Raw genomic sequence first — 13,576 nt, 5'->3', positions numbered from 1 at the left:
TCAGCTCCTGATCGTCTCGTCGGCTTGCAGGACCCGCGGATCCAACGGGCGGGGATCGCCGTCGCCCCACGCCACACCCTGGATGTGGGTGGTGCGCAGGCCGACGTAGTTCAGCTCGCCGTAGGCCCCACCGGTGCGGCCCGTGCCGCCGTGGGTGGAGATGTAGGACGTGAACCCGATGTGCGAGTCGTTGATCTTCAGCTGACCGCCGTTGACCACCTCGACCGAGAATCGGCGCGCGACGTCGTCGCTGCCGGTCCAGAACGAGTTGCGCAGCCCGTAGTGGTTGGCGTTGACGAATTCGATGACGTCGTCGAGCAGGTCCTCGCCGCGGCCCGACTCCGGCACCACGATCGGCAGCAGCGGGAAGAACGTCTCCTCGCGCACCGCCGACAGTTCGCGCGCCGTCTCGAGGCCGTCGACCCGCAGCACCGTGGGCTGGATGAACATGCCCATCGCCGAGGGTTTGCCCTCGACGTCGACTCGCTCACCGCCGCACAGCAATTCGGCGCCCTGGCCGCGCGCCTCGGACAGGTAGTCGAAGAAGCGGTCGGTCTTGAGCACCGGACTCAGCAGCACGTCCGGATCCTCGGGGTAGCCGACCTTCAGCGCGCGGACCCGCTCGGTGAAGATGTCGATGAACTTGTCGGCGACGGCCGGATGCACGATCGCGTACTTCGGCACCATGCAGATCTGGCTGGAGCCGAAGAAACTCTCCTCGAGCGCCCGGGCCGCCGCGTCGAGATCCGCGTCGTCCCAGACGATCAGCCCGTCGTTGCCGGACAGTTCGAGGATCGCCTTCTTGCCGTTGCGCAGGCACTCCTCGCCGATCTTCAGGCCCACGGCGCTGTCGCCGAAGAAGAACACGTCGTCGACCAGGGGGCTGGCCATCCAGCTGCGCAGCAGCGGCTCCGTCCCGGCGCTGATCAGGTTCAGCGTTCCCGGTGGGGCGCCGTGCTTTTCGAGGATCGGGGCCAGCAGCTCGCGGTAGACGAACATGACGCTCAACGGGGTCGAGCGCGGCGCCTTCACCACGATGGCGTTGCCGGTCAGGATCGCCAGCAGGCCGAGGGTGCCGTTGGAACCGGCCGCGTTCTGCGGCGGGTTCACGCACACCACCCCGTCGGGCTTGCGGATCAGCTCGACCTTGCGGCCGTCCACCTCGAAGGTCTGGTGCAGCTGCTGGACGTACCAGTCGATGGTGGCGTCGTCGCAGCCACGCAACATGCCGCTGATCTCCCACTGGGCGAGTTTGCGCGGATGTCCCTCGGCGATCAGGATTTCCGTCATCTCGCCGGACCGCTCGGCCAGCGTCTTGTTGAACTCGTTGACGATCGCCTTGCGCTTGTCCAGCGGGAACGCCCGCAGGTCGCGCGCGGCCCGCCGGGCGGCCTCGAGCGCCCGGCGGTGGTGCTCGTCGGAGCTGGTCGCGCAGCGCCCGACCACGTCCTCGGTGGCGTCCTCGGGCTTGACCTGACCCAGTTCCAGGCCGCGCTTGAGGTTGAAGGCGGCGGTGACGTCGCGCAGCAGGGCCGACGCCTTGACCACGTAGGTCCAGCCGTCCCCGTCGACGTCCTTGCCGTCGATGTAGAGCGGGTAGGTCCTCATGCCTTCAGCTCCTCGAGCTGCGGGGCGATGAAGTCCTCTTCCTCGACATCGCGCAGCAGGCCCGCGTGGTAGCGGCCGTACGCCTCGAGATCGAGCAGGCCGTGCCCGCTGTAGTTGAACACGATGGTGGCCTCCCGCCCGGTGCGCTTGCACTCCAGCGCGACATCGATCGCCGCGCGGATGGCGTGCGCGCTCTCCGGCGCCGGGACGTAACCCTGCAAGCGGGCGAAAGTCGTTGCGGCGTCGAAGATCTGGGTCTGCGGGTAGGCGACCGCGTCGAGCAGCCCGGCGTTGCGGATGAGGCCGACCAGCGGCGCGCAGCCGTGGTAGCGCAGGCCACCGGCGTGGATCGGCGGCGGCACGAAGTCGTGGCCGAGGGTGTAGGTGTGCACACCCGGGCCCTTACCCGACGCGTCGGCGAAGTCCAGCCGGAACTCGCCCTTGGTCAGCGGCGCGCAGGCGTCCGGCTCGGCGGCCAGGATGGTGAGGTCGTCGCCGTTCATCTTGTCGGTGAGGAACGGGAATGCGAACCCGCCCAGGTTGGATCCGCAGCCGACCGACGCGATGAGGTAGTCGGGCTTGCGGCCGATGATCTCGAGCTGTTCGCGCAGCTCCAGGCCGATGACCGTGTGGTGCATCAGGCAGAAGTTCGCGAACGCGCCGACCGCGAAGCGCGCGCCCTCGTCGGAGTAGACCGTCTCGAGCGCCTCACTGACCGCCGTGGCCTCGCTGCCGGGGTGGTTCGGGTACTCGGCCAGCAGGTTGCGGCCGAATTCCGTGGTGTCGCTGGGGCTGGGGCGGACCTCGGCGCCGTAGGTCTCGATGAGGTGGCGGCGGTAGGGCTTCTGGTGGTAACTCGCGCGCACCATGTAGACGAGCAGATCCAGGCCCATCAAACGGCAGGCCAACGCCAGCGCGCTGCCCCACTGACCCGCGCCGGTGTCGGTGACCAGCTTGGTGTGGCCGTCGCGCTTGGCGTAATACGCCTGCGCCAGAGCCGAATTCAGCTTGTGGCTACCGGTCGGCGACGTCGCCTCGTACTTGAACCAGATCTGCGCGGGGGTGTCGAGTTCCCGCTCCAGGGCGCGGGCCCGGATCAGCGGGGTGGGCCGCCACAGCTTGTAGGCGTCGCGCACCGGCTCCGGAATGGTGATCCACCGTTCCATCGAGGTTTCCTGCGCCGCAAGGGCTTTCACCAGCAACCGCTCGAGGTACTCGTTGGTCACGGGCTGACCGGTGGAGTTGTCGATGTAGCGCTCCGGCAGCCGCGGCAGATCCGGAATCACGTTGTACCACCGTTCCGGAATGCGATCGATGGGCAGATCGACGCGGTCGGAGGGTGCGGAGAAGTTCATGTGTCCCCCTCTGGGAAATGCGAACTGTGAACATGGCACACGAGTGCGTAGGCGCTCCGGCGCGCGACCGACATGGGCGCGCGGACGTGGTGCGCGACAACTGGGTACGACGGAAAGTGTTGCGGCGTAAGTGGAATCTCGGCGATCCGACTCACCCTATCAAGGTCCTACGTTCCACCCAAGACCGTGCGAGACCGCACGGTGTACGTTTTTCGCCACCTCCTTCGTCGGCGCGAGGTACCATCCGCCGTCGGCGGAAGGACGAGTTGTTTTCGGGCACAAAGCAAATCGGCTCAGAGGGCCGCGTCGTCGAGCGTCATGACGTCGTTGTCGAGCGCGGACAGCACCGTCCGCGTCGCGCTCAGCAGGGGCAGCACGTTGCGGGCGAAGAACTGCGCGGTGGCGACCTTGCCCTGATAGAACGGCTCGGTCGAACCACCGTCCAACGCGGCCAGGGCGACCTCGGCCTGCCGCAGCAGCTGCCAGCCGATCAGCAGATCACCCACGGCCAGCAGGAACCGCACCGAACCCAGACCGACCTTGTACAACTCGGCCGGATCCTCCTGCGCGCCCATCAGATGCCCGGTCAGCGTCGCCGCCATCGCCTGCACATCCTCGAGCGCGGTCGCCAGCAGCTTGCGCTCCCCCTTCAACCGGCCGTTGCCCGCCTCGGAGTCGATGAACGTCTGGATCTGCCCCGCCACATGACCCAACGCGACACCACGATCACGCGCGATCTTGCGGAAGAAGAAGTCCTGCGCCTGGATCGCGGTCGTGCCCTCGTACAGCGAGTCGATCTTCGAATCCCGGATGTACTGCTCGATCGGGTAATCCTGCAGGAACCCCGACCCGCCCAGGGTCTGCAACGACTCGGTCAGGTACTGGTAGGCCCGCTCCGAACCCACGCCCTTCACGATCGGCAGCAGCAGATCGTTCACCCGTGCCGCCAGATCCGCGTCGGCACCCGAAACCCGTTCGGCCACAACGGGATCCTGATGCGCGGCCGTGTACAGGTAGATCGCCCGCAGACCCTCGGCGTACGCCTTCTGGAACAGCAGCGCCCGCCGCACGTCCGGATGTCGCACGATCGGCACCCGCGGCGCGGAGGGATCGGCCAGCCTCGTCATATCCGGGCCCTGCACCCGCTGTCTCGCGTAGGCGAGCGCGTTGCGGTAGCCGGTCGACAGGGTGGCAACGGCCTTGGTGCCCACCATCATTCGCGACACCTCGATGACGTCGAACATCTGGCGGATCCCGTCGTGCACCTCGCCCACCAGCCAGCCCTTGGCCGGGACGCCGTGGCCGCCGAAGGTGACCTCGCAGGTCGCGGAGACCTTCAGGCCCATCTTGTGCTCGACGTTGGTCACGAACACGCCGTTGCGCTCGCCCAGCTCACCGGTCTCGTGGTCGAAGTGGAACTTCGGCACGAAGAACAGCGACAGGCCCTTCGTCCCCGGCCCGGCGCCCTCGGGGCGGGCCAGCACCAGATGCATGATGTTCGGGAACAGATCGTCGGAGTCGGCGGAGGTGATGAACCGCTTGACGCCCTCGATGTGCCAGGAGCCGTCCTCCTGCTGGATCGCCTTGGTGCGGCCCGCGCCCACATCGGACCCGGCGTCGGGCTCGGTGAGCACCATGGTGGCGCCCCAGCCCTGCGCCACGGCGAGTCTCGCCCAACCCTTCTGCTCCTCGGTCCCGAGGCGGTGGAAGATGTTGGCGAAGCCCGCCCCGGCCATGGTGTACATGAAGGCGGCGGGCTGGGAGCCCAGCACCAGTTCGGCAACCGCCCAGAACACCGCCGCGGGCACGGTGATCCCGCCCAGATCCGCGGCGACGCCCAGCTTGTCCCAGCCGCCGTCGATCAGGGTCCGGCACGCGGCCTTGAACGATTCCGGCAGCGACACGCTGTGCGTCTCGGGATGGAAGACGGGCGGATTCCGGTCGCCGTCGGCGAACGCCTCGCCCAGCGGACCCTCGGCGAGGCGGCGGACCTCGCGCAGGATGTCGCGGACGGCGTCGTCGTCGAGCTCCCCGAACGCGTCCTTCCCCAGGACCGAACCGATGCCCAGCACCTCGAACAGATTGAATTCCAGATCGCGGATATCGGCTATATAATGACCCATGACAATACTACTCCAATACTGGATCCGCACATTGCCGGATGCGGTCACGCGGGAATACCTCGAGAAGAACCACGCCGTTACTTCTCAAAGTATTCGAGGGATCGGCCCGGTGCAAGCAGTCGGAGCGTTCCCGGACGGGTCATCGGGAGGATTCAGAGCGCCTTTCCGGACTTCCCCTCGTCCCAGGCGCGGCGTTTCCTGCTGTTCAACTTCGCCTCGATCTCGCTCCATTTTTCCGCATTACACGCGGCCAGCGCCGCAATGATATCGAGGCAATGTTCGGGCGTTTGATCGACGATCCGGCTCAATTCCTCGCCGGTGCGCGGGCTGGCATCCAACCAGCGGATGAGCATTCTCCCCGCCTCGCTGAAACGAAGCGAGGGGTCCGCTTTCAGGCTCGCGATAATGGCTTCTCGATCGAATACCGCACCGCGCTCGGGCCGTGGGCGACCGCCCCGCGCGGCGCCGGACCACAACTCGCTGACCCGCCCGGCGGGCGCCTCCCCGGAATCATGACCCGTCGAATTCGCCTCGGTCTCGGTCGCCTTCGCCGGGGAACGCCGTGGTCGGGAGCGGTTGCGCACGGGCCGCACCCGGCCGTCGCGCCCCTGCCGGGCGGCCAACTGGGGAATTTCCCCACTCGGGTCGCGGCGGATCGAACCGACGGTCTTGTGGTCCAGGCCCGCGGCCAACCCCACCTTGCGATCCGACCATTCCGGATGGATCCGCAGCATCCTTCGAGCGGCGGCCCGGCGATCGGCCAGCGACAGCGGCAGGCCGTGCGCGATATTCAACCGCACCGACAGGAGAAACGCGTCCTCCTCGGTCCCGTCGAAGTAGCGCACCCGCACGACGTCCTTGCCCGCCAGGGTCGCCGCCCGCACCCGATGCGTCCCATCGATCACGCGCATCGAGGCGCGGTGCACCAGGATCGGCGGCAGCACGTCGTAGGAGCGTGCCAGAAGTTCAGTGTGGGCCACATCCTCGCCGGCGATACGCGGTGAAATACTCCCCACGATCTCCGAGATCGCCAGCTCGCCCACTTCGCTGATCAGCTCCGGTTGACCCGTCCGATACCCGAAACGCATAATTTCATCATCCGGGCCATGGTCATCGTTTACGCTCATCCTATTACCCTCCTGCTAACAGGTGATGTCTGTGCTGATCGTTCCGACGACACCCTCGACAAGGCGGTCCATATCGAGCCCACTGGACTGCCGGGCAGAGCGATCGAATTCCTCGCCTCGCGGCCGAAGCGGTGAAATGTCAAGTGTCCCCACAAAGTTGTCTCGAAGTTCGCCGCCCCCGAACAGCGGTACCGCTAACCGCGCAGGCGAACAGCAGAGAATTCCGGGAGACGACGACGAAGGGATGCTTCGTGTCGCATCGCGGATTTCAAGGGACTATTGCATGGTAGTAACTGCCAGTTAACAGAACCTCCCCCGTCTCAGATACCAACCGAATGCTACCACCGGGTTCACCTTGTGCGTAGGGACGCGATGCGAACCTTGCAGAACTGCGGCGGCGCACCCGTATCAGCGGAAAAAAGTCACGGTGATCGGCATCGGAAACAGCTGCTTTTACGATTGAACGCACAAGTGCCCCTCTGTATAGTCGCCCCTGTACCAAACGGTGACCGACCAGTGCTCTCCTGTGTCATCGGCTCCCCCCAGTTCAACCACTCGCGGAGGCAGCATGGCAACGACCCGATCCCGATCGTCGGTACGCTGGTGGACCCTGGCACTCGTCTCGGTGAGCACCTTCATGCTCATCCTCGATCTCAGCATCGTCGCGGTGGCGCTGCCGAGCATCCAGCGGTCCCTGCACTCCAGCTTCAGCGATCTGCAGTGGGTCTTCGACGCCTACGCGCTCACCCTGGCCGCGTTCCTGGTCACCTCGGGATCGGTGGCCGACCGGTACGGCCGCAAGCGGGTCTTCGTCCTCGGTCTGCTCGTGTTCACCGTCGCCTCCCTGGCCTGCGGTCTGGCGCTGAACAGCTTGGCGCTCAACATCAGTCGCGGTGTGCAGGGCGTCGGCGCGGCGATCATGTACGCCGTCGGCCCGGCGCTGCTGGGCCACGAGTTCCACGGTAAGGAACGGGCACAGGCGTTCTCGGTGTTCGGCGCCGCGACCGGTATCGCCGCCGCGGCCGGACCGCTCATCGGCGGCGCGCTCACCGCCGGTCCGGGCTGGCGCTGGATCTTCCTGATGAACGTCCCCATCGGCCTGGTCATGCTGCCGCTCGCCTGGACGAAGCTGCGCGAATCCCGGCTCGCCAAGTCGGTGCCGCCGGATGTGGCGGGCATGGTCGCGTTCACCATCTCGCTGTCGGCGATCGTGCTGGCCATCATCCGCGGCAACGCCGACGGCTGGTTCTCGGTGAGCAACGTTGTGCTGTACGCGGTTTCGGTGGTGTTCCTGATCGTGTTCCTGGTGATCGCGCGGGCGCGCTCGGAGCGGGCCATGCTCGATCTGACCATGTTGCGCGGGCGCACGTTCCTGGGGTTGTGCGTCGCGACGCTGATCATGAACGCGGGCGGGATGCCGTTCATCTTCATCGCGACCACGTATATGCAGAGCGTGCTGCACAATTCGGCGTGGGAGGCGGGCCTGCGGTTCCTGCCGATGACCGCGGCCATGTTCGTCGCGGGCGCGCTCGCGGGTCCGCTCATCCAGCGGGTGCCGTTCCGGATCATCCTGTCGCTGGCGTTCGTCACCATCGGGGCGGGCCTGCTGTTGACCCGGCTCAGCGACGCGCACGGCACCTGGGTGCAGCTCATTCCCGCGCTCGTCGCGGCCGGGGTCGGCATGGGCACCTTCCAGCCCGCGCGCGCGGCGCTGTCCATCGGCGTCTTCGAGCCCGCGCGGGCCGGGGTCGCGTCGGGGATCAACGAGACGTTCCAGCAGGTGGGCATCGCGCTCGGGCTCGCGGTGGCCGGGTCGTTCTTCGAGAACCGGGTGATCCACTCGTTCGAGCAGACCCAGATGGGCGCGGCGCTGGGACCGCAAGCGCACGAGGCGGGTTCGGCCATCAGCGCGGGCGCCATCGAGACCGTCGCCGGGGGCGCGCCCGCGCCGCAAGTGGCCGAGCAGATCGTGGCCGACGGCCGGTTCGCCTTCACCGAGGGCTTCCATCAGACGATGACCATGTGCGCGATCTTCGGTTTCGTCGCCGCGATCATCGCGGTCTTCACCCTCACCAACAAGAGCCTGCACGAGAGCGCGCTGAGCGGGGTGCCGCCGGAGGTGGACGAGAACGAGGAGGAACGGCCCGCGCGGCCCGTTTCGTCCTGAGCCCGTCAGATCGGCGCGTTCGCGAACCACTGCTCGGTCAGGTCCTGGCCGGTGTGGTGGTCCCAGCCGACGTCGATCACGACCCAGGCGCGGGCCGGATCGTCGAACGCGACCGTCAGCAGTCCGGTATTGCCGCCCGGGTAGTAGCTCGTCCGTACCCGGCCCGTACCCGACGGCCGCGACCAAACCTGTTCGCGGGTGGTGTCATTGGCGATATCGGTGGCGAACATCGAATCCCGGCGCGGATCGCCGCGCCGGAACGACCAGACCGTCCACTCGATGCCATTGTCCTGGGTGCAGCTGACGGCCGGAGCGCCGCCGTTGTCGAGCACGTTCAGGTCCTCGCAGTGTGCGCCTTGGTAACCCGGCTGTTGCGGGGTGGGTGGCAGCAGTCCCGGGAAGAGGGCGACGAGATCGTTGTCCCGGCCCCACGCGGTGACGCCGGGGCGCGTGCTCGTGGTGGACGGCGGGGATGCCGTGGCCGGTGCCGCCATCGTGGTGGTCGGGAGCGGGTGCGGCCCGGGGTCGTCCCGCGTGGCGAGAATCGTTGCCGCGAGGGCTGTTCCGACGACCGTGGCGAGGCCGAGTGCGAGCAGGACGGTCCGGCGGATGCCGCTCCCCCGTCCGGATACGGTGGCTCCGCGTCCCGACGGCGCGGTCGAACCCACGGGGGAATACACATCGTCCCGCGGCGGCCCGCCGACCGAGTACGAGACAGCACCTCCCGATGATCCGATCGGGTCCGCGGTCGGACGTGACCCGCCCCACGACGACGAACCCGAGCCCGTAGCAGTGTGCGAAATGCCATGCGACGATGAACTCGAGCCAGCGGCAGGATATGGAATGCCGTGCGGCTGCGTCGCAGAACCAGCGGGTGGATGTGGAATGTCCTGCGGCGGTGAGGGAGTCGAGTGCGAGACCTCGCGCGGCGACGATGGGCTCGCCTGCGTGCCCGGATGTTGTTGGGACAGGGACGAAGTCGGGCGCGGGGCGAGGGCCTGCCGGGCGGCGGCGGCCAGGGCGGCGCAGGTGGGGTAGCGGAGGCGCGGGTCCTTGGCCAGGGCGCGGGCGATGACCTCGTCGATGGCCGGGGGCAGGGTGGGGTCGGATTCGGAGGGTCGCGGCGGCGGGTCGTTCAGGTGGGCCGCGACTATCGCGGCGGGGGCCGGGCGGGCGAAAGGGACGGTGCCGGTGAGCATTTCGAACAAGGTGCAGCCCAGCGAGTAGATGTCGGCGCGGTGGTCGACGGGCGCGCCGAAGATCTGCTCGGGGGCGACGTAGGCGAGCGTGGCGACCAGGGCTCCGGTGGCGGTGAGCCGGACCGGGTCGTCGCCCGCGCGCGCGATGCCGAAATCGGTGACGAAGACGTGGTCCGTCCCGTCGTCGTCGCCCACCAGCAGATTCGCGGGTTTGACGTCGCGGTGGATCAGGCCCCGGCGGTGCGCGGCGTCGAGCCCGGCGGCCGCCTGCTCCAGAATGCCCAGCGCCCGGGCGGGCGGAAGTCCGTGCGGCCCTTGCCGGATCAGCGCGCGCACATCGGTCCCCGCGACGTAGCGCATGGCGATCCACGGCCGGTCCCCATCGCTGCCGCGGTCGTAGACCTCCACCACATTCGGATGATCGACGCGGGCGGCGAGTTCGGCCTCCCGGGTGAACCGGGCGCGAAACTCGGCGTCGGCGGCCCGGTCGACCACCTTCAAGGCCACCGAGCGCGGCAACCGCGGATGCCGGGCCAGATACACCGTGCCCATCCCGCCCGAGCCGAGCACCCGTTCGATCCGGTATCCGCCCGGCCCGATATCCTCGCTCACAGCGGCGCGCCCGCCCACCAGTTGTCGTACACATCGCGTCCCCCGCTGCCGCCGGACGCGCCGACCACGCAGAAGTTCCGGCCGGGATCGTCGAAAGCGATGTCCAGCAAACCGAATCCGGCCAGACTGTCCGATGCCCAGCGCACCGTGCCGGTGCCCGAGGGCCGCGCCCACCGCTCCTCGTGCAGATCGGCCAGCCCCGTCCGATCCGCGCTGTAGGTGACCGCCCGGCGGTCCGGTGAACAGTGGATGTTCACGCTGAAATGCCCGGGTTCATCGGTCGGACAGTGCAACCAGGTACCGCGATCGTCGTTCAGGGCGCATCGCATTCCCTGGTAGCCCGTCCCCTCGGGGTCTGGGGGTAGCAATCGGGGAAAGGCCGCCACGATGTAGGCCGCCGGACCCCAGGCCGATTCGGCGGGCGTCGTGGTCGCGGCCGCCGTCGTGGTCGTCGTCGACGCGGCCACCGGATGTCCGGAAACACCCCCACCGAACCGCACCCCGGCCACCACCGCCGCCCCCGCCAGAACCAGCACCCCCACCACAACCGCCACCCGCAACCCAAGGGAGCCCGTTGAATGCCTTGGCGCGGAGTGCGATTCGCGCCAACCTGGTCCCGCCGACGTCGACTCGGCCCCGAACGGCCGCACCGAACCAGACCCTGCCCAACCTGATTCCGGCCTAGCCGACCGCACCGAACCCGACCCCGACTGGGCGGACTCAGGCCCGCCGAACCGCGCCGAATCCGGCCCCACCGAACCCGACCCCGACTGGGCGGACTCAGGCCCGCCGAACCGCGCCGAATCTGGCCCCGCCGAGGTTAACTCGGGCCAGGCAGACCGCACGGAACCCGACCCCGCCCGCACGGACTCAGGCCCGACGAGCCGCGCCGAGTCCGGCCCCGCCGAGGCCGACCGGGGCCAGCGCGGGGCGGTGAGGGCTTCGGCGGCGGCCGCGGCCAGTTCCCCGCAGCTGGCGAAGCGGTGGGCCGGGTCCTTGGCCATGGCGCGGGCGATCACGGCGTCCATGGCGGGTGGGATCGGGGCGAGGGTGGAGGGGCGTGGGCGCGGTTCGCTCAAGTGGGCGTGCACGAGGGCCGCTACCGGGCGACGGCCGAAAGGGGTTCGGCCAGTGAGGATTTCGAAAAGGGTGCAGCCGAGGGCGTAGACGTCGGTGCGGGGGCTCAGCGGGTCGCCGCTCAGTTGTTCCGGGGCGGCGTAGGCGAGGCTGGCCGCGATGGCGCCGGAGGCAGTGATCGAGGTCCCGGCGTCGAGCTGCCGGGCGATGCCGAAGTCGGTGATGCGGACGATGTCGGAGCCGTCGTCACCGGCGGCGACAAGGATGTTGGCGGGCTTCACATCCCGATGCAGCAGCCCCGCCCGATGCGCGGCGTCGAGCCCGCGCGCGGCCTGCCCGATGATCCGCACCGCCCGCTCCGGCGACACCCCGCCCCGAGCGAGCTCGGCCAGATCCGCCCCCTCCACATACCGCATCGCGATCCACAGCACCTCCCCCTCGGCCCCGCGATCATAGATGGACACCACATTCGGATGCTCCAGCCGCGCGGCCAATTCCCCCTCCCGCAGAAACCGCAACCGGAACTCAGGATCACCCCCCAACCCCGGATCCAGAATCTTCACCGCATCCCACCGAGGCAACCGCGGATGCTCCGCCAGATACACCTCCCCCATCCCACCCACCCCCACCAACCGCACAATCCGGTACCCGGCGAAAACATCCCCGGCCACCAACCTCACCGCGAAAACCTCCTTCTGCCAGGAGATTACCGCAGAACGACGGGGTTGTCCGGCAAGGGCGACCGACCTGTGCACCCCTGCCGGACAACGCCGAAAACGACCGACGGGCCACAAGGCCAGCCGATCGTTCCGTCTCTACGGCGTCGTCACCGGGTGACCAGGGACCGCAGCGCGAGGATCGAGGCGCGGCGCTCGTAGACGATCCACCCGAACATCACCGACAACACCAACGGGAACGGCGCGTAGGCGGGCATATCGAGCACCCTTTGACCGCGTGAAGCGAGCGAGGAACCCCGGGCCGGGGACGGCACCCGCTCATAAATGCCTCACAGAGGCCACTCGAAGACCGTGGCGCACAAGACGTCTCCCGTGAAGAATGAATGAGGACACCCGCTCGTGAAGGCTGATTACGCCAAGTCGTCGAACTCTCCCGCTGCGCACCCCTTGACCCAAGCGGCGAATTCAGGGCGGGTGAAGGCCAGCGTTCCAGCGGCGCGGTTGTTGGAGTTCCTGACCAGGATCTCGCCCGTCGGCGCTTCTGCTACCTCTACACAATTGTGATCGGTGAAAGATGACTTCCGCCACCGTAGGTGGTCGTTCACAGTCTTGCGCTCCATTCTTCTGCCAGCCTAGCTATAAAGTTACGTGACTTCTCGGGAGGCAAAGCCAACCTCGAAGCTTGTTCGAATGCGCCTCGGAAGTACTTCACTTCGTCGTCATCGGTTGTATCTTCAGCGCCTTTCCACGTCTCGATGTACACCCGTGGCTTGCCCCACGGGTGTGTCATGATGCTAATCGGCCCGACACGTCGAGCTTCGTACTGCCCAACGTCATAGGTCGTGACCAGCACAGAAACATTGGGGAGCCGAGACAGTTCCACGACAGCGTCGAGCTGCGCGGCCATCGTCGCAGCATCTCCGACGACAAGGTGGAGCGACGACTCCGGCTGAATCACAACGAGTTTGAGGTCCCCGTTTCGCACCCGTTTCTGTCGGTTCACACGCTGCTCGACGGCAGTTCTGACATACGTCTCCGACGAGCCTCCGAGTCCTATTCTTCTCACCAACTCTCGCGCGTAATCCGGGGTCTGCAAGAGCCCATGCACGGCACGGGGTTCGTGAGTGTCGATCTCGATCGCAGACTGCTCCATGCCGAGGTACGTCGAGAGCCAATCCGGCATCTCATCGGGTCCTCCCTTCGGAGCGCCATAGAGCATCGCATCCAACTCTTGGAGCGTCACGCCCAAGGCTCTGGCATAGGTGGCTCTTTGATTGGGGTGCGGAGTGCTCTCTCCGCGCTCCCATTTGCCCAATGTCGTGCGATCCACTCCCACGACTTCGGCTATCTGCTCTTGGTTCCTACCAGAACTCTTGCGCGCCTGGATGAGTCGCTCACGTCGCATGGAGGCATCATATCTATCTCATACCTTCCGTGGTGTCGATCATATCCAGCAGCCAAGCTATATCTCGGCACACACCTCGGATGGACAGGAGCTGAGATGATGATTCAACGGTTATCCGATCGAGAGTCGTTGGGGGCTGCTGCACGTTTGGGTGACAGTGGTTAGGCAGCCTGTCGGGCTGCTGGGGACATGATGGTTTCGAATTCGATCGGAGTCAACCGGCCCA

General features: G+C 67.3%; 10 protein-coding genes. 2 read left to right on the top strand and 8 right to left on the bottom strand.

Annotated elements, in window-relative coordinates:
• The 4 genes from ACFYTQ_RS16220 to ACFYTQ_RS16205 form a co-directional block, all read right to left on the bottom strand.
• On the bottom strand, nt 1–1,608 hold the full coding sequence (locus tag ACFYTQ_RS16220; protein WP_387361359.1) for an aldehyde dehydrogenase family protein: 1,608 nt from the start codon (nt 1,606–1,608) through the stop codon (nt 1–3).
• Nucleotides 1,605–2,963: a TrpB-like pyridoxal phosphate-dependent enzyme gene (locus tag ACFYTQ_RS16215; protein WP_387361357.1), complete on the bottom strand. Its 1,359-nt coding sequence runs from the start codon at nt 2,961–2,963 to the stop codon at nt 1,605–1,607. Before ACFYTQ_RS16215 ends, ACFYTQ_RS16220 begins: the two co-directional genes overlap by 4 nt.
• 293 nt (nt 2,964–3,256) lie before the next feature.
• Nucleotides 3,257–5,086, bottom strand: coding sequence for an acyl-CoA dehydrogenase (locus ACFYTQ_RS16210; protein ID WP_387361355.1), 1,830 nt, complete (start codon nt 5,084–5,086; stop codon nt 3,257–3,259).
• Nucleotides 5,087–5,238: 152 nt separating this feature from the next.
• Nucleotides 5,239–6,174 (bottom strand): ParB/RepB/Spo0J family partition protein, encoded by a 936-nt coding sequence (locus tag ACFYTQ_RS16205; protein ID WP_387361353.1) that lies wholly within the window; start codon nt 6,172–6,174, stop codon nt 5,239–5,241.
• Between the two features lie 18 nt (nt 6,175–6,192).
• Between ACFYTQ_RS16205 and ACFYTQ_RS16200 the strand changes: the two genes are divergently transcribed.
• Nucleotides 6,193–6,348 carry a hypothetical protein gene (locus ACFYTQ_RS16200; RefSeq protein WP_387361351.1) on the top strand — a complete coding sequence of 52 codons (156 nt, stop codon included), beginning with the start codon at nt 6,193–6,195 and terminating at the stop codon, nt 6,346–6,348.
• Nucleotides 6,349–6,781: 433 nt separating this feature from the next.
• Nucleotides 6,782–8,380, top strand: a complete 1,599-nt coding sequence (locus ACFYTQ_RS16195; RefSeq protein ID WP_387361349.1) for an MFS transporter — start codon at nt 6,782–6,784, stop codon at nt 8,378–8,380.
• Nucleotides 8,381–8,385: 5 nt separating this feature from the next.
• Here the strand turns inward: ACFYTQ_RS16195 and ACFYTQ_RS16190 are convergent, their stop codons facing one another.
• The 4 genes from ACFYTQ_RS16190 to ACFYTQ_RS16175 all read right to left on the bottom strand — a co-directional run bounded on the left by ACFYTQ_RS16190 (nt 8,386) and on the right by ACFYTQ_RS16175 (nt 13,350).
• Entirely contained in the window at nt 8,386–10,191 is a 1,806-nt protein-coding gene (locus ACFYTQ_RS16190; protein ID WP_387361347.1) for a protein kinase, read from the bottom strand.
• Entirely contained in the window at nt 10,188–11,948 is a 1,761-nt protein-coding gene (locus tag ACFYTQ_RS16185) for a serine/threonine-protein kinase (RefSeq protein WP_387361345.1), read from the bottom strand. Before ACFYTQ_RS16185 ends, ACFYTQ_RS16190 begins: the two co-directional genes overlap by 4 nt.
• Nucleotides 11,949–12,355: 407 nt before the next feature.
• Nucleotides 12,356–12,565 carry a DUF397 domain-containing protein gene (locus tag ACFYTQ_RS16180; protein ID WP_387361344.1) on the bottom strand — a complete coding sequence of 70 codons (210 nt, stop codon included), beginning with the start codon at nt 12,563–12,565 and terminating at the stop codon, nt 12,356–12,358.
• Complete coding sequence (locus ACFYTQ_RS16175; protein ID WP_387361342.1) at nt 12,547–13,350, bottom strand: Scr1 family TA system antitoxin-like transcriptional regulator; 804 nt, start codon at nt 13,348–13,350, stop codon at nt 12,547–12,549. Before ACFYTQ_RS16175 ends, ACFYTQ_RS16180 begins: the two co-directional genes overlap by 19 nt.
• Between the last annotated feature and the right edge of the window lie 226 nt (nt 13,351–13,576).

Origin of the sequence: Nocardia sp. NPDC004068 (assembly GCF_042874315.1) — a bacterium.
Classification (GTDB): Bacteria; Actinomycetota; Actinomycetes; order Mycobacteriales; family Mycobacteriaceae; genus Nocardia.
This window is presented reverse-complemented; position numbering and strand designations above follow the sequence as displayed.